The following is a 25,133-nucleotide window of genomic DNA, read 5'->3' as shown; positions in this document are numbered from 1 at the left end:
TTTAAGCAATGATTTAATCCTTTCGGATAAAAATAAAATCTCCACCTTCATCACCCGTGTCTTGTATCACACCGTATTGAGGAACTGTATTAGTGTTATTAATAACAGCGTTGTACAAACTGTTAAACAACTCACGAGAGGATAAATATTTGGTATCATTATCCATCAGTCGCTTATTCAGGTATTCGAAAAACTTGCTTTGATCCGGAACAGTCTTCAGGTTTCCGCTGGTCATCGCTTTTCGACTGGATAGCCTGTATATTTTTGCCACACCATAATCAGACAGGCCAGCTACTTCACGCGACTTAAAAATACTGCCACCAAAACACGCATCAGTAATTAGCAAGGTATGCTTGGATTTTATACCGGCTATATAATCTTTAAGGTTACTGTTCGAAAGCCAGGTAGATTTCTTATCAAACCTTGCATCCGATGGCAGCCAATAACCAACCAGTAATTTCTCATCCCAGAAACCATGTCCTGCATAAAAAATCAACAGGTTATCATTCTCCTTTATCTTTCCAGAGAGTACCTCCAGTGTTTCAATAATATCGCTGCGTGTAGGATTTCGTAAGAATGTAGTACGCTCTGCTTCAAAATGATAGTTGCGCAAGGTCTTCATGAGTGCCTCAGCGTCTTTAACAGGTTTATCTAAATCAACTAAATTCTGGTTAGAAAATTGATATTCAGACACGCCAATAATCAGCGCATAATATTTAGGAAAAGCAGTACTGCCAATTTCCTTGCTTACACGATTTGATTCTTCGTTGGATGTTTCTTGCTTAACCACAGTGCGGCTTTCTGAGCTAGCAGGGCTAGCATTTGTTTTCGCAATTGCGGCACCTGCTTTTAAATTTACATGAAGCACATTAGAAATGCCTTCATTCATTTTATACTGTACACTGACAGTATTACTAATATTACTTTGCGCCCAAGTGTTTGAGAAAAGACAAACAACGCTAAAAAGTAGGAGTAACTTTTTCATGACTTAAAAGCGAGGAAGATTATTGAGTTGGATAGTACCCAGTGTGGTATCAACGGTCAGGCTTTGGAGCACCCTGCCAGTAAGGCTTGCGGTATTCATCTTAGATATCTTGAGGATCATCTCCCCATCTTTTCTAGCATTAGCAATAAACTTTCTTGTCTTACTATTTAATACGCCAATACCTTCAATATCGCTGGCAGTAATGGTATATAAATTTCCATTTTGATCTTGAGCTGAACAGGTGTTGAGTAATCCGATTTCAAAATCAGATTTTGCCTTTATTCTGAATACGACTTTAAATCCTTCTGGTACATTGTATACGCTAACTACTGAAAAACTAAGTTGTTCGGTTTCCGCGGTAGCAGATCCAGCTGTACTATTGCTTGTGCCAGTGTTGCTGCTGCGAAGAGGAGGAGCTGTACCACCACCCTTGCCGGTAGCAATGACTTTGAATTGCAAATCGCCTTCAAATTCACCCAGGTCTTTTTTGGCTGCCCAGGTAATCACTTTACTGGTTCCTGGGGCTTCCCACCTGTTAACAGCACCATTAACATTATTGGGGGTAACAGCAAAGGTTTTCCCACCATCTTTAGAGCAGGATATTTTTACCTCATAACTTTCTCCGGCATTGCCTGCCAGGTCATAACTAATGGTAATTTGCTCGCCCTCAGTACGTGCAATAACGTTGCTAACCGATTGACACCAGCCAATGGAGGAGAGAAGCAATAAGAAGGGGCAGATAAGTTGTTTCATAAACAGATTATTTTCGAGACTTATTCCGGATCGGCATACTTAGACGACCGTATATCAAATTTAATGCAATTTTAAAGAGATAATAGTACTTCAGTCGTTTAAACCAAGCTTAATGCTTTACGAAAGTATACCTTTGTAAAAAATTGATCATGCGAATACTATATACGCTTTGTTTCTTTTTACTACTGTCCTCGACTGCTTATGCACAAAGGCCGCCTAAGGTAACCAAAAGCCAGTCTGCACACCTTACTCCGGAACAACGTCTAGTACTGGAGTCCAATCGAAAAAGTAAAGGGGGCAAGAAAAAACTGAGCATGAAAAAGCGGGTTAAAATTGATAAAAAACAAGATAGAAGAGCCCGCAAAATCAGACATTCCGGGTACAGGCCAGCGCAAAGAAATTTAAATAGCCACGCCTGATAAATTGTAACGCACTCCTCAGCACCTTCACTTGTCATCATTTAAATTTCTGGTCATGTGAGCCTTCTTTGAAATTATTTGAAGACGCTCAGCACATCATCTTTAATTGTACGATTCTTCTTTGCCCATGTCTGAACAGATATTGGTTGTGTCGTTGCTACTCCATCAAGATCATAGTGATGAATGATGATTGATGGTTCCTTAGCTTTCTTGTCTGGTTCTGCAATGCAATAATACATCCCCGAATAATCTACTTCATTGATTACACCTAAATCAAAATAATGGCAGTAATGGTTTTCAGACAAATCTAGTTTGAACAAAGTATTTTCAACCCTGTTTCTGAAATTTGGTTGCCTGATAATTTTTAACAAACCATCTATAAGGTAAGTCGGGTGATATACCATGGGTTCAACCAATCCGCTCAATAAAACTTTTATTGTAGCGATATCAATCTCGTTGCTGTTTTCTCTTTCAGTAAAAGAGATTGAACGAAGGTGTATATTAGTAAATACAGAGTCGAGTTTTCCGATAGAAATATGACATGTTGCACCAGACTTATTGATTAACAGAAAAGTCAATTGCTCACCAACTAAATTTGAACTTGTTTTTATATAAAGTGATCTCTCTACAATTAACTTTTTTTCAAGATTATTCAGTCCCAGGAGATCAGTAATAATAAAATACAACTCCTCATTCGAAAATGAAGCTAGTTTTTTAGGGATTTGACCCAATGTTTCAGTGATCATTATCAAATATAATATTTGAACACTATAGTATTCAATCAAACAATTGTCTTCGAAATAGCTTGCTTAAGGTGGAAAGAGATTTAAAACCAGCCTTTGCGAAAATATTAAAAGAGCTGCGGATAAAGAGTGGACTTAGTCAACAGGCATTGGCAGATTATTGCGATCTGGAACGCGTTTACATATCCAAATTGGAGAGGGCATTATCTATGCCTTCGATAGAAACTATTTTTAAAATTGCAGAAGTACTTGCGATTAAACCTTCTGCACTGGTACAGGAGTTGGAGAATGCGCATAGAAAGCAAACAGCTACTGATAAATCAAAGTAAGATCATTTGATATAATGAGTTTTACTTTTCTTGTCTCTACTGCATGTGCATCAGTAATCTCAGTTTGAATTACTTATGGATAACATGAACATAGCCCTTGGCTATGTAATCTTTACGAAGATTATTGCTTAGTTCGAAAAAATAAACACCTGACGCAACATTACTGCCTGTCCAATCATTTTTATACTCATCATTGGTATAGACTAAATTTCCCCATCGGTTATAAATCTGAATACGCCAGCTACCATCCTCTACAGCAGGTATTTTAAAAGCATCATTTTTACCATCTTCATTTGGTGTAAATACATTGGGAAGAAAATCCAGAGCCTGCTGTATAACCAATGACTTAATGACTTCATTGTAACATCCATGTTCATCGATGGCAGATAACTTAATTGAGACCTCGTCTGGTTGTTCAAAAATAGTTTCCACCGTGTCTTGTAGGATTTCATTTTCGAGCCAATGCCATGTTAATGCAGCAGGTTGCTCATAGTTTCCTAGAAGTAACACAGATTCTCCGGTAAAAGGCGAGGACGGATTGGTTGTAAAATCAATTTGAGGTACATCATAAACAACAATTTGCGGCCCCGTATCAATGGCAACCTGACAGCCTTTATTATCAATTAAGAGAAGCACTGGTTTATAATTTCCTGGGTTATTATAAATGTGAGTTTCTGTTGTTGTCCCCTCTTTCACCCGGCCATCGGCAAAATCCCAACGATGCGTAACAGCGTTAGTGCTTGTTGCAGTAAAGGTAAGCGTGTCTAAAATACAAGCACTTACAGGATATAGTATTGCACCGAAAGGACCCCCAACACTCACAATATTTTCTTGTGTAATCGAACTTGTACAGCCTGCATTGTCTGTTACCTGCAGGGTAACATCGAATGTTCCCGGCAACCTGTAAGTATTTAAGGGCGAAGCAAAAGTAGAGTGCTGCCCATCACCAAAGTTCCAGTTCCAGCTCACCACATCTGCCGATGATCGGTTTGAAAAAGTAGCGATCAGCGGTGGGCATTCAGCTGAGGTTTGGAAAGCTTCAAAGGCAGCAACAGGTTTTTTTATTTCAATAAAATCAGGTTTGATAAGTGTAACCTCACAACCGTAGTTGTCCTCTACGGTCAACGACACATCATAGAAGCCGGCCACATCGTATTCAACAACTGGGAAAAAGTCTGTGACAGTTCTCCCATCGCCTAGATTCCATAAAAACTGACTGGCTCCTTGCGATTGATTTGTTAAGAGAATTGCTTCACCTGCACAAAACTGGTTTTTTGCTGCAGTAAAATCAGCAACAGGATTAGTAAATGCAATGGCTTGCTCTCTTACGATAGAACACATACCCAATGCGTTGGTTAACTCAAGCGTTACTGAATAAGTGCCTAATTGATTATAAGTATTAATTGCATGGCGGTCTGTAGATGTTTTCCCGTCACCAAAAAACCAATTCCATTGTGTAATAGGCGGACTGGCTACGGATAAGTCTGTAAAGGTTACCGTCATTTCATCACAAGTACTGGTAGCAGTATGTGAAAAATTTCCGTTGATGTCGATCACTTGTATAATGCCTGCTTTCTGAATTTCATCTATACAACCATCCGAATCTGTTACGGTTAAAGTAGCATTATAGACCCCTGGTTGCGTGAATTGTTTTATCGGACTGCTAAGGGACGAACTAGAGCCATCGCTGAAACTCCAAAACCATTGGGCGGCAAAATTACTTTTATCGATAAATTCTGAAGTTTCCCCTTTACATACATTACTGTTGCTTACTTCAAAATCAGCCTTTACATCCTGTATAGTAATATTTTTTTCTCGGCTGATCGCACAGCCTGTGGTAGTGTTGGAGGCAGTGAGTTTGATGGTATAACTACCTAAAGGATATGTGTGCGATAAATTTTCAGCAGACGATGCAGCACCATCGCCTAAATCCCATTGAATTGAGTTATAATTTGTAGAAGTATTAGTCAACGAAATGGTGTAGGGATCTGCACAATTTTTCTCAAGTATAAAATCTGTTCCCGGATCTCGTACTTCAATCAGATTTGTTTTTACACGATTAGAAGAGCATCCATCATTTTTAGCTGTAAGTGTAACAGTATAGATACCTGGTAAAGCATAAGCGTAATTAATTTCCTTTGTTGAACCGGTGCCACCGTCTCCGAAATTCCAACAAGAAAAGTTACCGTTTTGCGATGTGTCAGTAAACTTAATCACCTCACCTACACAAACAGAAACCTTGTCGCTTGTAAACTCCGCACTGGGTGTTACATCAGATACGTAAATTTTAGCCTTGGTTGTATCAGTACAGCCCAGGGTATTAGTTACACGCAAGAGTACTTCATAAACACCTTTGGAATTAAAGGTTTTGCTTACATCAGTTTGTGTGCTCTGCGTGTTGTCACTAAAAGTCCATAAGGTTTGTATGGGTAAATCTGAGGCACTCTTATTCTCTAGTGGAAGCGTAAAGGGTGCGCAGCCCGAGAGACTGGGTAAGAGACAATTTTGTTTTTCGAAAGGGGAAAAAGCTGCTACCGGATCTCCTGCCACTACAATATTTTTTTTGAGTTGAATCGGGCAATTCAGGGCATTGAAAGCCGTGAGCGTAACCTCGTAGGTTCCTGCTGCTGCATATTGATGTTCGGGTGCACTCGCGATTGAGCTTCCACCATCACCAAAATCCCAGGTAACATTTGTGGTGTGTAGGGATGCTTGAGTGAATAATACCTTTCGCTCACATTGTTGTACCTGACTGAAAAGTGGCTGAGGATTATTAATAATTTCTATTTGTTTTGTTACAAAGGAGGCGCAGGTATTTCCCTGTAGTAATGCTTCGAGTGTTATTGTGTACGTTCCTGCAGAAGTATAAGTAATGATGGGATTAGCCGAGGAGGAGACTTGACTGTTTCCAAAATTCCATTGCCGTGAGAGTACACTTTTTTGTGTTGTTTCAGTTAAGGAAATCGGACTCCCAATACAAGCCTGAATAGCACTTGGTGTAAAGTCAATACCGCCCTCGTTAGCGATTCTAATTATTTTTTTGAAAGTACCAGCGCATTGATTGGCATCTCGAACTGTCAGCGTGACTTCGAAGTTACCTGCTTGCTGAAAAGTATGCACAGGGTTAGCTTCAGTGCTTGTAGTATTATCACCGAAGCTCCATGCGTATTCCAGGTTAGCGCCACCACTGGGATTGCTTGTAAACGAAATTTGTGCAGGAAGTATACACACAATTTCCTTGTCGGCACTGAAATGTGCTGTAACACCAGGTATAGTTATTGAATTTTCTTTAATGCGTGTAGTTTGGCAGCCATGCGAATTTTTAACAGCGAGTGTAACGGAGTAGTTACCTGCATTTTCATAGGTATGTGCTGGCGACTGTTGCGTGCTGCTGGCGCCATCACCAAATAGCCACAACCATTCGGAAAGCGTTCCACTTACGGGAGATGATTGATCTGTGAAAGCAATGGATACAGGCGAGCATACACCCTGTACCTGAGTTGACCAATCGACTATTGGTTTTTCAAAGACTTGAATAAAAGCTGTTTTGGTTTTGGAAACCGATCCGTTTACTGTTAATACAATCGTATAAGTACCAGGCTCTGTATAAATGGCAGAAGGATTTTGTAAAGTAGAGGTGCTTCCGTCATTTCTGCCAAGATCCCACAGCCATGAGGAGGCAGTGCCCACAGTTGCATCCTGAAACTGCACCGTCAGCGGGGCACATCCTGAAGTGACATTGGCAGTGAAATCAACAGTTTGTGAATAGCTTACTGTTGCAGAGAGGAGCAACAACAACGAGGGGAGTAAATGCCGAACCATAAAGCACTAATGACAGAGTATACTTGGGATTGGTTAAATATAACGATACTACGAAATAGTTGAACAAAGGATGGCCTTTTAGAGACACAAATTGAGCGAATGAATGTTTAGATGTAAGGTTTAGGAGTAAGTAGGAGTTTTTTGATTGAGATATTAGTGATTCAAAAGTACCAATGAATTAACTATCATCTTTGTCAACTAAGCGACACTGCCTAACTAAGTGTGTAAATGATGTCTAAGTAACTGTGTAAGGGGACTATAGTTTACATCGCTCTCCGAAATATTAATAAATTGATTGACCTCTAAATTTCGGTTTTTTACTGGCAATGTTCATTGTCCTTGTAATCTCCTGTAGAGCAAGGTAAACAGTTGAGTACAGAAGCATCATTGGGGAGGACATTTTTGTCTTTGTATACTTACGAGTTTTACTATTCAGATTTTCGATAATATTCTGTGTGTACACTAAGGTTAGAACCTCCAATAGTGACTTGTCCTGAAATAGGTTGACAGTTTTAAAATAAATCCTGTTGCCTCAGTTAGCCGGGATTTTTGTTTTATAAACCTGTTCTGTTGTTTTTATATTCAACGCCAAGTGTGCTCTTTTATGATTGTGCAAAGCTATACTTTCTGTGACTAACTGTTTGACCTGATCTTTACTTTTCAATACTTTATCCATTTCAAATTCTTCTTTGATGGGTTCTGTTCATGCGTTCGGCTGGCGCATTTTCATATGGATAACCATTTTCAGTCATACTTAAAGTGATGCTGTTTTTACTGATAACCAATGCGTGTTCCTTACTACAGTATTGTAACTCCCTATCTGAATGATCGATGGAAGCACCTGATTGATTATTCCGTTGCTCAACAGCTATTTTTAATGCTCCAATCATACTCTCTGTTTCCATGTTATCAGCAATTGTATAGCCCACTATCTTCCTGCTATACTCATCTGTAATCATGTTCAGGTAACAATTTCCCTGTTCAGTTTTCAAGTAAGTAATATCACTAACCCAAACTTCAGATTTAGCTCTTCGAGATCAGCCTGTATTAGATGATATGCTTTTCTAATACCTAATCTAGGCAATAACTCTCGCTTCCTGTCTACGAGATGTTTTACAGCTTCCTGTTTTACAATTCTACAATCAGCTTCCTGTGGTTCTTGTAAATATATTGACTGCTATATTCTAAGGTGGAAGCTATATGTCCAATGGGGAGTTGGTTTCCCTCTGTTGCTTTCCTGGAACTTCATGCGACAGAGGCAAGTACTTTTTTCTGATATCTGTACCTAGGTATCATCAGCAATATCAATCGCTCGATTCAAAATCTCTTTCTCGACCTCAAGACACTTAATCTTGGCCTGCAATTGAGAAGTGTAGGTCTTGGGTCATGCTTTCTTCTTCAGGGGAGATTGAGATGTTCAGTTCAAAGTTCAATGTTTTCGCAACCATACCAAAGCAGTGAAGCGACCTTGAATGCCATATTTCTTTTGGCTCTGCTAATAGATTAGGTGTCATTTCTCAATCTGATCTACTACCTGTAATTTAAAAGTTAAGACTATAGCCCCTTTTTGTCCGCTTTAGTGAACATCTCTTCTCAGTCTTAATTTTCATAATAAGCCAACTTTTATATCAACTTATTTCAATACGAGGCAAGATTTTAAATTAAAAAACCCGGCCGTAAGGTCGGGTTTTTGATTCTGTACCTCGGGCGGGACTTGAACCCGCACGACTATTACTAGCCACAGGATTTTAAGTCCTGCGTGTCTACCAATTCCACCACCAAGGCAGGTTGTGAAACCTATTAAAAATAAACCCCTCTCTGTTGAGGAGAGGGGTTTGAGCGGGAAACGAGACTCGAACTCGCGACCCCGACCTTGGCAAGGTCGTGCTCTACCAACTGAGCTACTCCCGCTTTTACCCACCGAAGCCTTAGCTTAGGCAGATTTTGGTCATTTCTTGCTGAAATGGGATGCAAATTTAGTGATGCTTTCTAAAAATGCAAACATCAGAAAAATAATTTCTGAGGCTTTTATAAGCTTACTGGACCTAACTACTGGTTTTCAACTCCTCAAATTCCTTTCGCAACTGCGCAGCCTCCGTTTTATTCTTTGAATATTTAATGTGCTTCGGTACTTCTTTCAAATCCCAGATTAAACCCACGGCCTGAAAAGCCCTGAGCACATAATATGTGATGTCTATCTCCCACCAGAAAAAACCCTGTCGGGCGGCAGTCTCATAATAATGGTGGTTATTGTGCCAGCCCTCTCCTAAGGTTACCAGCGCTAACCAAATACTATTGCGACTTTCATCGTTCGATTCATAACGCTGTGTACCTACTTTGCGCATGATGGAGTTAATAGAAAAAGTAGCGTGATATAAAATCACGGTGCTCAGAAAGAATCCGATCAACAGCGTAGACATACCGGCAGAAGTGAACATATCCTGAATGCCATCACCATTCACAATACCGCCCAGGGCGGTAACAATAACGGCTAAAATAACTGGAGGCACCAGGTAGTGTTTGTTTAACCAAACCAGTTCAGGGTACTTGGCATAATCGCCAATCACTTTATAATCGGTCTTTTTAAAATCAGGGCCTACTATCCAGCCAATGTGCGAATACCAAAAACCATAAATTTTCATGGAATGAGGATCGGCCGGTGTATCGCTGTGCCTGTGGTGATGGCGGTGATGTGCAGCCCACCAAAGTGCACCTTTTTGTGCTGTGGTTTGTGCCATAAAGGCGATTACAAATTGAAACCAACGCGAAGTTTTATAGGATTTGTGGGCAAAATAGCGGTGATAGCCACCCGTGACCCAAAACATGCGTACCACATAAAGTACAGCGCAAACAACCCAATCGAATAATGTAGCTCCTGTTAACAGTGCCAATAAAGGCAACATGTGTACAAGCGCAAAAGCAATTTCTTGTCTTAAAATAGGTTTGCTCCGGGCCTCAGGAACCATGGCATTTTCCGTCATCACAATTAATTTTTGAAAGGGCTAATTTCGTACCTAATTCTTAATAACGTGCAGCTACCAGAAATAATTCTGGTTAAAAGCTTCTTAAACACTTTGAAAACAATTTACTCGGCATGCACACCAAACGGTTGGCCTACTGGTTTTAAGCGTATCTTTGTAAGCTAATATTACTATGAATCACGCCCAGACCATATCGCTTTATCAGCCCATGCTACATGCCATTGCCAACAACTTGGTAAGGTGTAAAGCGGATGCGGAAGATATTGTGCAGGAAACCTTTCTGAAATGGTTAAGCATTGATCAGGCTAAAATCGAAAACACCAAGGCTTATCTTATTAAGGCGGTTACAAACAACTGTCTAAACCACCTTAATTCACTCAAGAAAAAGAAAACCGAATACCTGGATGCGATCCACATGCCTGAGTTTCTGCACAAAGTGATGGAGAATAATTTCTCCAAGATGGACCTCGATGCTAACCTGAAAGCTGCCTTTAAAGTGCTAAACAGCAAGCTTGAGCCTTTAGAAAGGGCCGTTTTTCTTTTAAAAGAGGTATTTGATTTTGATTACGAGGCGGTTCAGGCCACTCTGGATAAAAAGAAGGATCATTGCCGCCAATTGCTGAGCAGGGCTAAAAAGAAGTTAAGCGAGGAGCGCTCCAAAATCAATTTTGAGATGCCAGATGCCACACAATTGATGGAAAGTTTCAGAAAAGCCTGCGACTTAAATAATGCCTCAGACTTCGTTTTAGCGCTCAAAAACGACCTTTAACACTTTTCTAAAAAAATATTTTAAAAAATCTCTCCCATTCTGTCACAAAGGAGAGGTCCGTTTGTCTTACAGGACATTCAAGTCACATTTAGGCTTGTTTGATTTTGTTTAACATTTAACCTTTTCCTAACAAATGGAAGTTATTCTTATCTTTTTTGCAGCGCATTGGTATTTGTCGCTGTTCTTTCAAACCTTCTTTTTGCATCGCTATGCATCGCACAAGGCATTTACGATGAACAAGACCACAGAAAAAATCTTTTATGTGCTTACCTGGTTTTTTCAAGGCTCGAATTATTTAAGCCCTTATGGCTATGGTGTTATGCACCGTATGCACCATGCTTATGCTGATACTGAAAACGATCCGCACTCACCCAAATACGATGAAACGATTTGGAACATGATGTGGAAAACAAAAACGATCTACTCTGACATTGCAAATAAGAAAATGATTCCGGACGCACGTTTTACAGAGGGAGTTCCTAACTGGGAAGCCTTCGACAAATTTGCTCGCTCATGGCCGTCACGCATTTTCTGGGGAGCTGTATATATATCTGTTTATGCTGTATTTGCTACACAATGGTGGTTATGGTTATTATTACCGCTTCAGTTTTTAATGAGCCCTATACATGGTGCCATCATTAACTGGTTTGCGCACAAGTATGGTTACAGAAATTTTGAAGTAGGCGATACATCACGCAACTTCCTTCCTACTGATTTTCTGATGATGGGCGAAAGCTATCATAACAATCACCACAAAAATGGCTCACGTGCAAATTTTGGCGGTATCCGTTGGCACGAGATTGACCCTACTTATCAGGTTATAAAAGTGTTAAATGCTTTAAGGATTATTAAGCTTGTTAAAAACAAGGAAATAAACCTGGAGGCTGTTAAAAAGGCCGCATAAAGCCCTAATTAATAGCATTTTACGAACAAATACTGATATGTGGTTTATTCTGCATACCTTTGTTTATTAATTATTTTAACACAATTATCACAAATGAAACAAGGAACAGTAAAGTTCTTTAACACAACTAAAGGTTTTGGTTTTGTTAAGGAAACAGCAACAGGTGAAGAATTTTTCGTTCACGTATCAGGTCTAGTAGACGAAATCCGTGAAAACGATGCTATCACTTTTGAAGTACAACAAGGAAAGAAAGGCTTAAATGCCGTTAAGGTTCGTTTAGCCAACTAATTTTATATTAGTAACAAAACAAAAAAGCCCCGCCTCATAACGGGGCTTTTGATTTTCTACCCCGCAACAAAACAGATCTTCGCGGGCGAACGACAAGATTCCCAACAATCAGGTAATTTTAGCAGTTGACGCCTGAACACACACGTGTATCAATTCGGACGAGAATTCTGCCTTGTGTATTTTTGATTTTGACATAAAAACAAGTGACATTCCACGATTTTAACTTTGATGAGCGTTTGGCTGAAGGCCTCGACTCAATGAATTACCAAAAGCCTACACCCATACAAGAGCAGGCTATCCCCCTTATTTTAGAAGGATATGATTTGATTGCCTGTGCACAGACAGGCACCGGTAAAACCGCTGCTTACATTTTGCCTGTCGTACACCGCATGATACGCGGAGATCATCGGCATTTAAATACACTCATTATCGCGCCCACGCGCGAGCTTGCACAGCAGATCGATCAACAAATTGAAGGCTTCGCTTACTTTACTGGTGTGAGTTCTATACCTGTCTATGGTGGAGGTGATGGAGCAACCTGGGAGCAACAAAAGCGTGCGTTAGAGCAAGGTGCTGATATTATTATTGCCACACCTGGCCGATTGATTGCCTTGTTAGCATCAGGCACTATTGACCTTACTCATTTACAGCATTTAATATTAGATGAAGCGGATCGCATGCTCGACATGGGCTTCTATGATGATATCGTAAAGATCATCAGCTACCTTCCTAAAAAAAGACAAACACTTCTTTTCTCTGCCACCATGCCGCCTAAAATCAGGCAGCTGACAAGCAAAATTCTGCACGAGCCTAAAGAAGTAAACATTGCCATTTCAAAACCGGCAGCAGGAATTTTACAGCAGGCATACGTTGTGTACGATGCACAAAAAATGCCTTTGATTAAACATATATTAACAGCAGATACCTACAACAGTGTAATCATTTTCTGCTCAACTAAAGATGGCGCCAAGGCACTTGACCGTGCTTTTCAGAAAGAAGGTTTAAAAGCCAGTGCATTCCATTCAGACCTGGAGCAATCGGAACGGGAAGAAATTATGCGCGCTTTCAAAAGCAAGCAAATTAATATTTTAATTGGAACCGATGTTCTCTCTAGGGGGATAGATGTAGATGGCATTGATCTTGTAATTAATGCAGACGCACCTCCTGACCCTGAAGATTATATTCACCGCGTTGGCCGCACTGCACGTGCAGAGCGCACCGGTACAGCCATTACATTGATTAATGACAGAGATCAACGCAGGTTTTTCAGCATAGAAAATCTGATAGGACAAGAGATACCCAAATTACCTATTCCGGCAGCACTTGGCGAGGGACCAGTCTATGAACCTGGTGCAAAAAAGAAAAGTACCTTCAAGAAGGGTGGCAAAAAATTTAGCGGGAAGCGTAAATTTGTAAAGGGCAAGTAGTTGGTGTGTAAAAGCACTTTTTAAAATAATATTACTGATCGAAACTAACGTTCAATGAGATTTAACGTTTACTGGCTGATGTATCGGTGTTTTGTTTTATTTGCCTTGCTTCTCTGTGTCCATGCGATTGTTGCGCAGCCTCTTCCCGTTTTAAGAAGTTCAACACTGTCACAAACCTCCGTCTATCAGTGGACAGGTGAGAATGGTCTGATCTCTAACAACATTACCTCAGCCATCCAATCTGAAGATGGTTTTATCTGGATTACTACTTACAATGGAATAATGCGTTTTGATGGTGAACGTATTATTGTATATGATCGTGGTGTACTTCCCTTTCTGGCGACTGATGCATTCTATCAGGTATATGAAGATAAAACTGGTATGCTCTGGTTTGCATCGCAAGGCAGTGGTGTTGTGCTGTATAAAAATAAAAAATTTGAGCGGCTAAACGTTACTGGAGAAAAAATGCCAAAGTCGGTGCGGTCATTACTGATAGAAGACGATGGCACGGTGTGGATTGGATCAAATAACGAAGGTCTGTTTAGAATGACGAAGGAAGGGGTCCTGAGTCGGCTTGATCATGCAGTGCTCAATACACTAACCATCTTTGACGTGGTGAGAGACAAAAGAGGAAAAATCTGGGTGGCAACTGATGGTAACGGGCTGTTTTCATTTAACGGAACACACCTAGAACACTTTGATCAAAATGATGGCCTGTTAAGCAATAACGTAAATACACTTGGTTTGTCCAGAGGAGACACACTCTATGTGGGCACAGCCGATGGTCTTCACACCATTTACAATGGCAAACTTCGTTTGGTAGATTTTTTGAAGAACATTCCAATCAATGACATCTACATTGATGATGAAAACAGAAAATGGTTTGCTACAGAAAACGGGCTTGCCAGAATCAGTACTGATAATAGGCTTGAAGAGTTAACCAGTCGAAGAAGAGGTTTCCCGTACACAAGATTAAATTCAATAAGCCGAGATAAGGAAGGTAGCGTCTGGATAAGTACAGGTCGTGATGGACTTTTACAAATGCGCGAAACAGGCATCATGAATATTGGCGAAGAGCAGGGCCTTGCAAACAACCGTATTAACATTGCTGTAGAGGAGGGAGATGCAACCTTTTACATAGGTTCTGATGTAGGCACCATTGATCGCTATAAGAACGGTGAGATTACACCTGTTGAGTTTAAAACCGATCTGAAGGAAGCGGCCATCCGCGATATTTGCGAAGGTGATGACGGCACTTTATGGATAGCCTCTTACAGAGGTATCTTACGTCTGCAAGGTAAATCAGAAAAACTGCTGGGCGAGAATGAGGGACTGACAGCAATCGATATGCGAAGAATACTCAGGGATAAAAATAATGATCTTTGGTTTGCTTCGCGATCGGGCGGCATTTTCAAGTACTCTCAAAGATTGAATAAAATTGTAAAACGATATAGTAAAGATGAAGGACTTGAGTCTAACTATATCCTGTCATTAGAAGAAAACACTCGAGGTGATGTATATGTAGGAACTCATAGCGGAGGCCTCACCATTATTAAAAATGACGGGAGCATCAACACTTACCACATTTCTAAGGATGATGCCGGGGTTTTGATCTTTAATATTCACCTGGATAAAGAGGACAAAGTATGGGTGGTGAGCAATCTGGGTCTTTATTGTTTCGACAATGGTGTATTCAGAAAAATCAAATTACAGACTATTAATAAAGGCGAAACATACTTTGATTGGTTAGAGGATAACGAACACAATGCCTGGATTACTACTAATCTGGGTGTTTTGAAAATCGAACGGGAGCACCTGCTTAACTTTATTGAAGGTAGAGATACCGTTGTGCACACAAAGCTTTACGACAACCATGACGGTATGAAAAATAAAGAGTGTACAGGTGCGACCCGCTCAATCGTTTCAAGCCATGGTGAATTGTGGATACCAACGCTTGGTGGTGTAGCCGTTTTCAATCCGCAAAAGATAATTAAGAATGCTTTGCCACCTCCGGTGTATGTTACTGATTTGATTACAGACAATAAAACATTCGAATCGGACACAATAATTGTAGAACCAGGAAATCTACGTTACATCTTCAATTACACAGCATTGAGTTATTTGTCACCCACAAAAATAAAATTCAAATATCGTTTAGAGCCTGTAAATAAATCGTGGGTAGAATCAGAATTAAAACGCGAGGTAGAATACACTAACCTATCGCCAGGCACTTACACTTTCAGGGTAATGGCCTCCAACAACGATGAAGTATGGAATACAACAGGTGACAGCAAAGTACTTATTGTAAAACCATTTTTCTATCAAACAGTCTGGTTCTACATTCTCTGCCTGCTGGCTATTCTTGTTTTATTGTACAGCATTTATCAGTGGAGAATTTATGTGGTTGAAAAGCGAAACAGGGAGTTGCGAAAACTCAATTCGGAACTTGACAGATTTGTTTATAGTGCCTCACACGACTTGAGGGCGCCTTTAGCATCCATTCTCGGATTGATTGCTGTCGCTAGACTTGATAAGGCAAACAACGTAGAGGAATATCTTAACTTAATTGAGAAAAGCATACATAAGCTGGATGGTTTTATTCGAGATATCATCGACTTCTCGCGTAACTCACGACTTGAACTGGACACGGAACCCATTAAGTTTGAATCAATGATTCACGAAATCATTGACGAGCTTAAATACATGGATGAACGAGGCTTGATTGGAAAAAATGTAGAAGTAGTGGGTAGTGGAGATTTTTGCACGGACAGAAAGCGATTGGCCATTATTCTTCGCAACTTGATCTCAAATGCATATAAATATCACAACCCTTACACAGAAGATAATTTTGTTCATGTAACAGTTAAGCACTCAGCGCAAGAAGCGACTATAACAGTAGCTGATAATGGCATTGGAATTTCTGAAGAACATTTGGCTAATATTTTCAAAATGTTTTATCGTGCTAACGAAAACAACAATGGTTCCGGTCTGGGCTTATACATAGTGAAGGAGACTGTAGAAAAATTGAAGGGTAACATCACAGTTCGTTCCGTACCTGGTAAGGGAAGCACTTTCGAGTTAAAATTAATCAGCATAAAGCCTGCTCATTAAGTTAAGCCCTTGTTCCCCGGAGTACGATTTTCTATTTTTGATGCCCCATGGAAAATCAAACATATGTTATTTTATTTTATGGCATTGTTGGCTTTTTAATGCTGCTGACTGTTATCACGGCAGTCATATTTTTTCTGATACGCAGACACTATAAAGCACGTTTTTTCATCTTAGCCCAACGTCTCAACGCTGCCAGTTATCAAAAAGAAGTGGATTTGGCCATTACAAAAGAGCATGACCGCATATCGCAGGTAATTCACGATGAAGTTGGCAACAAACTTATTGCCCTGCTTTACGAGTTTGAAAGACATTTTCAGAAAGGAACTTTTGGTGAGAATGGATCAGATATGCTGTGGCAACTCACCAAACAATTAAAAGAACGCATCAGAGATACGCGTGCTTTAGTCAGGGCCTTTTCCAGTTCAGAACTGAACAGCAGCGGTATAGTGACAGACCTGGATCACTTTTGCAAGAACAAAGATGGTTATCAGGGTGTAACAGTTACCTTGGCAGGTGTGTCTGGTGCCAGACGTTTTGAATTGAAGCGTGAGAAGGAGTTGGTAGCGATGGTAAAAGAACTTGTTTACAATAGTTTGAAATATAGCGGCTGCTGGCATATTGACGTTGCCCTTACCTGGACAAAAGACAGTCTTATTGTTGAGGTAAGTGATGATGGCTATGGTTTGTCAAAACCGGGCAGCAAAGACTACAAGATTTCAGGACTTGTGGGCATGCGCGAGCGCTGTATCGCTATTGATGCCATATTCAAAGTTGAGAATCCGGAGCGCGGATCACGGGTACTCATCACATTACTTATCTGAACAGCTGATCAGAGAATTCCATTTTTCTGAACGTATGCAATCAATTCAATGGTAGTTTGCGTTCTGGTCAGCTCCATCATGTCGCTCTTGTAAGAGTTTACAGTATTAACACTCATGCTCAGTTTCTCTGCAATTTCTTTTGGCGACCGCCCCTTTACCAATAACTCAAGCACTTGCTTGTGACGAGGCGCAACATTAATATCAGGTAACTGTGCTGTTTTCTGAGGGTTAGCATTAATTACCCGCAAAACAGATGGTGCAAAATAATTAACGCCACTCATCACTGTCTGAAGCGCCAATTCTAGCTGTGCGGGTTCTGTGTCTTTTAAAAGAAATCCGTGAATACCCAGTCGATAGAGTGTGAGTATGAGGGCATCACCATCGTGGTTGGTGAGCATTACAATACGAATATTTTGTTTGGTTTTAAGTACAACTTGTGCAACAGAGATACCATTGCGTATGGGCATGTTTACATCAAGCAATAAAAGCTGGTAGTTATTTTTCTCCAGCATCAAGAGCGCTTCTTCACCATTAGCTGCAGTATCTATTGAATCCACCCAAGACCATTTACGCATAAGCTCTGCAAGCGTGGTACGTAAAAGCTTTTCATCTTCACACAATAATATAGAGGCACGGTTAGGCATTATTTATTTTGTTTGGCATAAATCTAATGTAAAATCCAAGAGTAAGTATACCTTAATTTTAAGGTATACAACCATATGTATACCTGCAATGTGTGCGGGAAAAGCATTGTGGATTTTTCTCTACTCTTTTTGGATTTTAAAAAACTGAAATCTATGGATTCTGTTTAACGAAGACAAAAAACAGAACAAGGAAATTAAGTATTTGAATGCGCACAGCTTCAACAGAATGAGGTGTTTGATAAAAATAAAGAGATTAAAAAATTGAACAGCACACAGCGAATAGCGAAGCTGATATAAAACAAAAAAGCAGGTAATGTTAGTTACCTGCTTTTTAACGTTTATGTGGTTAACGTTTACTTTTCTTTAGAGGCAGCTTTCGCCTTTCTTGTTGTAATCGTCAGCACTTCTGCTTTGTCTTCGTAGTCGGCAATAATGGTTCCGCCTTCTTCGATTTCACCTTTCAGAATTTCCTCAGCTACCGGATCTTCCAGATATTTCTGGATGGCCCTGTGCAGCGGTCTTGCTCCGAATTGGTGATCATAACCTTTTTCAGCCAGGAAATCTTTCGCCTTGTCAGTTAATTCAACATGGTAACCGATTTGCGTAATGCGATCGAAAACCTTTTTAAGAATGATATCGATGATTTTGTGAATGTGCTCACGTTGTAGTGAGTTAAACACAATTACGTCATCCAAACGATTCAAAAATTCAGGGCTGAAGGCACGCTTCAAAGCATTCTGAATGGTTGACTTCATTATTTCTTCTTCATTTTCACGCTTGGCTGCTGTAGCAAAACCAATTCCTGAACCGAAGTCTTTCAAGTCGCGAACACCAATGTTAGAAGTCATGATGATAATGGTATTACGGAAATCGACCCTACGGCCCAAACCATCAGTTAATATACCATCATCTAATACCTGTAACAGTATATTGAATACATCCGGGTGTGCTTTTTCAATTTCATCCAAGAGCACCACTGAGTAAGGCTTACGTCTTACTTTCTCGGTAAGCTGTCCGCCTTCTTCATAACCCACGTAGCCTGGAGGTGCTCCCACCAAGCGAGATACAGAGAATTTCTCCATGTACTCACTCATATCAATTCTGATCAAAGAATCTTCTTTGTCGAATAGATAAGTGGCCAATACTTTAGCCAACTCAGTTTTACCAACACCCGTTGGGCCTAAGAATACAAAAGAACCAATTGGTTTTTTAGGATCCTTTAAACCAACTCTTGTGCGTTGTATCGCTTTGGTTAATTTTTTAATAGCCTGATCCTGCCCAATTACTTTGCCGGAAAGCTCCTCGCCCATGTTGAGTAACTTGTTGCTTTCTTTCTGCGCGATACGTTTGGTCGGTATGCCCGTCATCATGGCGATTACGTCTGCTACGTTATCTTCATTAACGGTATACTTTTCAGTTTTAGTTTTCTCTTCCCACTTGGTTTTGGCAATTTCTAATTGCTCAAGTAGTTTTTTCTCCTTGTCGCGAAGTTGGGCGGCTTCCTCATACTTCTGACTCTTCACTACACGGTTTTTCTCTTTCTTGATTTCTTCAACCGCCTCCTCCAACTTCACTATTTCTTCCGGTACGTGTATGTTGTTAATGTGCACGCGAGCACCCGCTTCATCCAGTACGTCAATTGCTTTGTCCGGTAAATAACGGTCGCTAATGTAGCGATCAGAAAGTTTTACACAGGCATCAATCGCTTCTTTAGTATAGACTACATGGTGATGCTCTTCATATTTTTCTTTGATGTTATCCAGAATCTGGATAGTTTCTTCCACCGTGGTAGAATCAACCATCACCATTTGGAAACGTCTTGCAAGGGCACCATCTTTTTCAATGTACTGACGGTACTCATCCAATGTGGTTGCACCAATGCATTGTATTTCTCCACGTGCCAAAGCAGGTTTAAACATGTTGGAGGCATCCAGTGAGCCGGAAGCACCACCAGCACCAACTATGGTATGAAGTTCATCAATGAAGAGGATTACATCCGGAGATTTTTCCAATTCATTCATTACTGCTTTCATACGCTCTTCAAACTGGCCGCGGTATTTAGTACCGGCAACAAGTGAAGCGAGGTCGAGTGTTACAACGCGTTTACCGAAAAGTACACGCGATACTTTCTTTTGTATAATACGCAAAGCCAGACCTTCTGCAATCGCAGTTTTACCCACACCGGGTTCACCAATAAGGATAGGGTTGTTTTTCTTTCTGCGTGAAAGAATCTGCGCTACACGTTCAATTTCTTTTTCACGGCCAACGATAGGATCGAGCTTGCCGTCTTCTGCCAGTCTGGTTAGGTCACGGCCGAAATTATCAAGCACAGGTGTACGTGATTTTTCTGTTCCCTTCTTTTCGCCACCGCGTTGTGCACCTTGTCCGCCAGCGCCAAAAATCTTAGATGAATCATCATCCGGATCGTCAGTGTCTTGCGAAGCTGTTGGGCCGTCTGCCTGGTACTCTAGCATTTCTTTCACTGTTTCATACACAACATCGTAACGGCTTAATAGCTGTGAAGCGAGGTTATCCTTGTCGCGAAGGATGGAGAGCAATAAGTGCTCTGTGCCAATTAACTGTGCCTTAAATATTTTGGCTTCGAGGTAAGTGATTTTCAATACCTTTTCAGAGGCCTTTGTTAAAGGAATGTTAGTCAGGTTTTTTACGTCAGGAACTTGTGAGGCTGTGCCCTTAGAAATTTTTTCAATTTCAGCACGCAAATCATCAAGGGGCACCCCAAGTTTTTTGAGGACGCCTACTGCAACGCCTTCACCCTCGCGAATGAGACCTAACAGTAAATGTTCTGTGCCTATGTAATCGTGTCCGAGTCTGAGTGCTTCTTCTCTGCTGAGGGAGATAACCTCTTTAACGCGGTTAGAGAATTTTGCTTCCATATTAAATTGGAGTGGATGTTACTGTAAATGTAAACTTTTGCTTTAATTTTTAATGAAGATCGTGTTGTTTATTGAATGATTACCGATGCAACTTAACAACTCTAAACGCAGGTGCTTTATTAAATGTTCATTCGACTTCCTGAAGATATGTAAGCGCCTGAGGTCCTGTGCAAAAAATCAGATCGATAATGCTGAGGTTATTGACAAAAGCATTGCCAAAAACCTGAGTATAGGGCTTAAACTGAGGCCCCGCGCTGATTAAACCCTTATTTTTCGCTGAAATAGCATTTCTCAGATCAATTTCACCTGAAGCGGTCTGTTTTTGATACGCCAAACTTTCTTCTATTTGGACATCGAGTTTCAACCACTTAAGACACAATGTCAGCAAGTTCCTGTTTAGTTCATATAAATGTGGGTATTGCTTAAACAAAATAGCGTGAAGTGCATCGGCATAATATTCGAAAAAAGGTGCTTTGGCATACGCTGCTTGTATGCTGCGCCAGTGATTATTAAGCCATTTTTGTGAATAATCGATTTGTACATCAGTAATCAAGCTTTTAGTGTAACCATCAGCCCCAGCGTTGTGCTTGCCACTAAGTGGTACGATTAAAGTTTGTGGCCCTTGTGAGGTGTTGATAACACACCGGCTACGGTAGCTTTGTTTAACGAAATGTTCATGTCGCTCAAGGGTAATCACCTTATACTTTGCAAGGGTGGCAAAGTATTGTACCGATGGGAGGTAATGTAGTTCGATAAGGCAGGAAGACATAGGTAATTTTAAATTTCAAATTTAAAATTTACGTATAAAGTTTTAGCGTATTAACTCCCCTAAGCCCTGACGAATTATATAAGGCTCAGCTTGGGTGAGGTCTACAAAAGTAGAAGGTATGTTGCCTCCGGCTCCACCATCAATCACCAAGTCTACTACATTTTTAAAGTCCTCATAAATCTCTTCCGGATCGGTTGTGTACTCTTTGATAAGATCATCGTCTTTTATAGAGGAGGTAATTAAAGGGTTGCCTAACTCAGCCACAATCATACGCGGAATATGATGATCGGGAATGCGTATGCCCACTGTCTTTTTATTAACATCTAAAATTTTAGGCACCTTATTGCTGGCTTCTAACAAAAAAGTAAAACCACCAGGTAAGTTCTTCTTTAGTATTTTGAAGGTAGGGGTTTCCAGATTTTTTACATACTCAGAAATGTGACTTAGGTCATTGCAGATAAATGACAAGTCTAACTTCTGTGGTTTAATGTCTAATATTTTACAAAGACGTTCAACGGCCTTTCTATTGGTAAGATCGCAACCAATGCCGTAAATAGTATCGGTAGGGTAAACAATAATGCCACCTTCGCGCAGTATTTGCACTGCCCGTGCAATCTTTCTCCCCTCAGGGTTTTGCGGATGTATTTTTAAGAGTTCGGCAGGCATGTATTAAAGGTAGAATAATCTGGCATCGTCTTTTACAAAAACAATTAAGATTTCTTCAAAGCACTTAGTACCTCGTTTAACTTCAGCAAAGCTTCCACAGGACTCATGGTGTTGATGTCAATTTTTTGAAGAATTTCTTCAACAGCTTTGTGGCGAGGATCTAATTCAAATAAACTGATCTGGTTGGTAGACTTGGGCAGTTCTTCCAGTTTTTTTCTGGGCTCGTTTTTGTGCTTGTCCTTTTCCAGAAAGTGAAGAATTTCATTGGCGCGCAGCACAATCTTATTCGGCATACCTGCAATTTGTGCCACGTGAATACCAAAGCTATGTTCGCTGCCACCTGGTTTCAGCTTGCGCATGAAAATGATTTTGTCGCCTACTTCACGTACACTCACATTAAAATTCTTCACCCGCACCAAGTCTTCCGTGAGTTGATTGAGTTCGTGGTAGTGTGTGGCAAAAAGTGTTTTAGGCTTAAAGTCTTTATGATTATGGAGATACTCCACAATAGCCCAGGCAATGGATACACCATCATAAGTGCTGGTACCGCGCCCGATTTCATCCATTAAAATTAAACTGCGGTCGCTCAGGTTATTGAGGATGCTGGCGGTCTCGGTCATCTCCACCATAAAAGTGGACTCACCTTTAGATAAGTTATCGCTGGCACCCACACGCGTAAACACCTTGTCTACGATTCCCAGTGTTGCAGCATCTGCTGGTACAAAGCTACCGATCTGTGCCATCAACACGATCAAGGCTGTTTGGCGTAGCAAGGCAGACTTACCGGCCATGTTTGGCCCTGTAATCACCAGAATCTGTTGCGTTTCATTATCGAGGTAAATATCGTTGGGCACATAGCTTTCGCTGATACTCAATTGCTTTTCAATAACCGGGTGGCGACCCGATTTGATGTCGATGACTTTTGAATCGTTAAGATCGGGCTTTACGTATTTGTTTTGTCTGGCAACGCTTGCAAAGGATAATAAACAATCGAGCATGGCAATAGCCCGCGCATTTTGCTGAATGGGTGCAGTAAAGTCGGCCGCTTGCAAAACCAAATCCAAAAAAAGCTTTTGCTCAATGGTGCTAATCTTTTCTTCAGCGCCTAAAATTTTCTCTTCGTAAACCTTTAGCTCTTCTGTGATGTAGCGTTCGGCATTTACCAGGGTCTGCTTGCGAATCCAGTCAGTAGGCACTTTGTCTTTATTGGCATTGCTTACTTCCAGGTAGTAACCAAAAACTTTGTTGTAGGATATTTTTAAGGAGTTGATGCCAGTGCGTTCTACTTCTCTCTTTTGAACTTGTAATAAATAGTCTTTACCACTTCCAGAGATGCCGCGCAGTTCGTCCAGTTCGGCATCGATACCATCTTTAATGATGCCACCCTGGTTGCTGTGAATGGAGACATCATCGCGTAATTCCTTATCTATCTTCTCCACCAAAAATTCGCAGGCATGCAAGAGATCGCCAACTTTTTGTAGTTGTGTGGAGCTTTGCGCACTGATTAATTTTTTAATGGGCGCGATGCGCTGCAATGATTTTTTCAACTGCAATAGCTCACGTGGATTAATGCGACCTACAGCCACTTTAGAAATCAGGCGCTCCAGATCAGTGATGTTGCGCAGTTCTTCTGTTAATTTTTCGGTGAGTTCTGCTTCACTGAAAAAAGTATCAACAATGGCATGGCGTTCTGCAATGCTGCTTAAATCTTTTAAAGGTAGGATCATCCATTTGCGTAGCTGGCGCGATCCCATCGGGGTAAGGGTATGATCCAATATTTGTAACAAGGCCACACCTCCTTCTTGCTGCGGACTTACTAATTCAAGATTGCGAATGGTGAACTTATCCAGCCAGACATACTTCTCCTCATCGATGCGTGAGATGGAAGTGATGTGCTGTGTGTCTTTATGTTCAGTAGCTTCGAGGTAATGTAAAATGGCTCCGGCAGCGGTAATGGCTTCAGGCATATTTTCAATACCAAAGCCTTTTAATGAAGCAGTCTTGAATTGATTTAATAACTTCTCTTGCGCAAAATCAAAAGCATAAACCCACTCATCTAAAGCGAAAGTAGCATAAGCATCGGCAAACTGTGTTTCCAGTTTTTCTCTGTTACTTTTTGCAAAGATGATTTCAGCTGGGGCAAAACTTTGAATGAGTTTGAAAATATAAGTTTCAGAACCTTGCGCTGCAAAAAACTCACCTGTACTAATGTCTAGAAACGAAACACCAGCTCCATTTTTTTGAAGCGCTACCGATGCCAGGAAATTGTTTTGTTTGCGTTCCAGTACATTGTCGTTATAAGATACACCGGGTGTAACCAGTTCTGTAACACCACGTTTTACAATGCCTTTTACCGAACGCGGATCTTCCAATTGATCGCAGATGGCAACCCTGTGCCCTGCCCTGACAAGCTTAGGTAAATAAGTGTCGAGCGAGTGGTGCGGGAAGCCGGCCAGTTCAATTTCAGAAGCTGAACCATTCCCTCTTTTGGTAAGGGTGATGTCGAGCACCGCAGAAGCCTTAATGGCATCTTCACCAAAGGTTTCGTAAAAGTCGCCAACACGGAAAAGCAATAGGGCCCCCGGATACTTTGCCTTGATGGCATTGTATTGTTTCATTAAAGGGGTTTCGAATGCAGCAGGACCGGCCATAAGCGACAAAGATAAATTTTTCGGCTGTAGGAAGAACAGAAAAGATCAAACACTGGCATCTATTTTTTATGCAAGCTCATAGATTGTAATGACTGGTTTTGCAGGTGTCTGTCTAGTCAGGATGGGGTATTTTCAACATTCGAAGTTCCTAATG

Annotated in this window: 17 protein-coding genes, 2 tRNA genes and 2 pseudogenes; 7 read left to right on the top strand and 14 right to left on the bottom strand. The window is 40.7% G+C overall.

The annotated features are described in order from the left end of the window. Window positions 1-13: 13 nt before the first annotated feature. The 3 genes from ACO1XM_RS10695 to ACO1XM_RS10685 form a co-directional block, all read right to left on the bottom strand. Window positions 14-985 carry a caspase family protein gene (locus ACO1XM_RS10695; RefSeq protein WP_486228701.1) on the bottom strand — a complete coding sequence of 324 codons (972 nt, stop codon included), beginning with the start codon at window positions 983-985 and terminating at the stop codon, window positions 14-16. A 3-nt stretch (window positions 986-988) separates the two neighbouring features. After that, on the bottom strand, window positions 989-1,738 hold the full coding sequence (locus tag ACO1XM_RS10690; RefSeq protein WP_486228699.1) for a hypothetical protein: 750 nt from the start codon (window positions 1,736-1,738) through the stop codon (window positions 989-991). A gap of 493 nt (window positions 1,739-2,231) precedes the next feature. Next, complete coding sequence (locus tag ACO1XM_RS10685) at window positions 2,232-2,903, bottom strand: hypothetical protein (protein ID WP_486228697.1); 672 nt, start codon at window positions 2,901-2,903, stop codon at window positions 2,232-2,234. Window positions 2,904-2,971: 68 nt separating this feature from the next. On the opposite strand from ACO1XM_RS10685, the gene ACO1XM_RS10680 reads away from it, so the two are divergent. Continuing rightward, window positions 2,972-3,229, top strand: a complete 258-nt coding sequence (locus tag ACO1XM_RS10680; RefSeq protein ID WP_486228695.1) for a helix-turn-helix domain-containing protein — start codon at window positions 2,972-2,974, stop codon at window positions 3,227-3,229. 69 nt (window positions 3,230-3,298) lie between these two features. Here the strand turns inward: ACO1XM_RS10680 and ACO1XM_RS10675 are convergent, their stop codons facing one another. The 6 genes and pseudogenes from ACO1XM_RS10675 to ACO1XM_RS10650 all read right to left on the bottom strand — a co-directional run bounded on the left by ACO1XM_RS10675 (window position 3,299) and on the right by ACO1XM_RS10650 (window position 10,032). After that, window positions 3,299-7,051 (bottom strand): PKD domain-containing protein, encoded by a 3,753-nt coding sequence (locus tag ACO1XM_RS10675; protein ID WP_486228693.1) that lies wholly within the window; start codon window positions 7,049-7,051, stop codon window positions 3,299-3,301. 677 nt (window positions 7,052-7,728) lie between these two features. Further along, window positions 7,729-8,064: pseudogene (locus ACO1XM_RS10670) on the bottom strand (transposase); the annotation flags it as partial. Between the two features lie 419 nt (window positions 8,065-8,483). Continuing rightward, window positions 8,484-8,661: pseudogene (locus tag ACO1XM_RS10665) on the bottom strand (IS3 family transposase); the annotation flags it as partial. Between the two features lie 89 nt (window positions 8,662-8,750). Further along, window positions 8,751-8,836 (bottom strand) — tRNA-Leu (locus tag ACO1XM_RS10660). A 53-nt stretch (window positions 8,837-8,889) separates the two neighbouring features. Beyond that, window positions 8,890-8,962: transfer RNA gene (locus ACO1XM_RS10655), tRNA-Gly, on the bottom strand. 134 nt (window positions 8,963-9,096) lie between these two features. Then, complete coding sequence (locus ACO1XM_RS10650; RefSeq protein ID WP_486229538.1) at window positions 9,097-10,032, bottom strand: acyl-CoA desaturase; 936 nt, start codon at window positions 10,030-10,032, stop codon at window positions 9,097-9,099. A gap of 172 nt (window positions 10,033-10,204) precedes the next feature. On the opposite strand from ACO1XM_RS10650, the gene ACO1XM_RS10645 reads away from it, so the two are divergent. The 6 genes from ACO1XM_RS10645 to ACO1XM_RS10620 all read left to right on the top strand — a co-directional run bounded on the left by ACO1XM_RS10645 (window position 10,205) and on the right by ACO1XM_RS10620 (window position 17,352). Then, a complete protein-coding gene (locus ACO1XM_RS10645) occupies window positions 10,205-10,801 on the top strand; it encodes a sigma-70 family RNA polymerase sigma factor (protein ID WP_486228691.1) in 597 nt (198 codons plus the stop codon). 133 nt (window positions 10,802-10,934) lie between these two features. Further along, window positions 10,935-11,705: an acyl-CoA desaturase gene (locus tag ACO1XM_RS10640; RefSeq protein WP_486228689.1), complete on the top strand. Its 771-nt coding sequence runs from the start codon at window positions 10,935-10,937 to the stop codon at window positions 11,703-11,705. 93 nt (window positions 11,706-11,798) lie between these two features. Further along, window positions 11,799-11,993, top strand: coding sequence for a cold-shock protein (locus ACO1XM_RS10635; protein WP_127121908.1), 195 nt, complete (start codon window positions 11,799-11,801; stop codon window positions 11,991-11,993). Between the two features lie 203 nt (window positions 11,994-12,196). Next, window positions 12,197-13,420 (top strand): DEAD/DEAH box helicase, encoded by a 1,224-nt coding sequence (locus tag ACO1XM_RS10630; RefSeq protein ID WP_486228687.1) that lies wholly within the window; start codon window positions 12,197-12,199, stop codon window positions 13,418-13,420. A 54-nt stretch (window positions 13,421-13,474) separates the two neighbouring features. After that, window positions 13,475-16,531, top strand: a complete 3,057-nt coding sequence (locus tag ACO1XM_RS10625; protein ID WP_486228684.1) for a sensor histidine kinase — start codon at window positions 13,475-13,477, stop codon at window positions 16,529-16,531. A 47-nt stretch (window positions 16,532-16,578) separates the two neighbouring features. After that, window positions 16,579-17,352 carry a sensor histidine kinase gene (locus tag ACO1XM_RS10620; RefSeq protein ID WP_486228682.1) on the top strand — a complete coding sequence of 258 codons (774 nt, stop codon included), beginning with the start codon at window positions 16,579-16,581 and terminating at the stop codon, window positions 17,350-17,352. Window positions 17,353-17,360: 8 nt separating this feature from the next. Here the strand turns inward: ACO1XM_RS10620 and ACO1XM_RS10615 are convergent, their stop codons facing one another. The 5 genes from ACO1XM_RS10615 to mutS all read right to left on the bottom strand — a co-directional run bounded on the left by ACO1XM_RS10615 (window position 17,361) and on the right by mutS (window position 24,946). After that, window positions 17,361-17,996, bottom strand: a complete 636-nt coding sequence (locus ACO1XM_RS10615) for a response regulator (protein ID WP_486228680.1) — start codon at window positions 17,994-17,996, stop codon at window positions 17,361-17,363. A 353-nt stretch (window positions 17,997-18,349) separates the two neighbouring features. Then, on the bottom strand, window positions 18,350-20,893 hold the full coding sequence (locus ACO1XM_RS10610; protein ID WP_486228678.1) for an ATP-dependent Clp protease ATP-binding subunit: 2,544 nt from the start codon (window positions 20,891-20,893) through the stop codon (window positions 18,350-18,352). 127 nt (window positions 20,894-21,020) lie between these two features. Then, a complete protein-coding gene (locus ACO1XM_RS10605) occupies window positions 21,021-21,662 on the bottom strand; it encodes a WbqC family protein (protein WP_486228675.1) in 642 nt (213 codons plus the stop codon). A 42-nt stretch (window positions 21,663-21,704) separates the two neighbouring features. Then, entirely contained in the window at window positions 21,705-22,328 is a 624-nt protein-coding gene (locus tag ACO1XM_RS10600) for an L-threonylcarbamoyladenylate synthase (RefSeq protein ID WP_486228673.1), read from the bottom strand. Window positions 22,329-22,372: 44 nt separating this feature from the next. After that, window positions 22,373-24,946: a DNA mismatch repair protein MutS gene (mutS, locus tag ACO1XM_RS10595; RefSeq protein ID WP_486228671.1), complete on the bottom strand. Its 2,574-nt coding sequence runs from the start codon at window positions 24,944-24,946 to the stop codon at window positions 22,373-22,375. Window positions 24,947-25,133: the final 187 nt, after the last annotated feature.

It is taken from the genome of Chryseotalea sp. (assembly GCF_057350905.1).
Note: the sequence above shows the minus strand (reverse complement) of the source record. Positions and strands in the feature narration are given on the sequence as shown.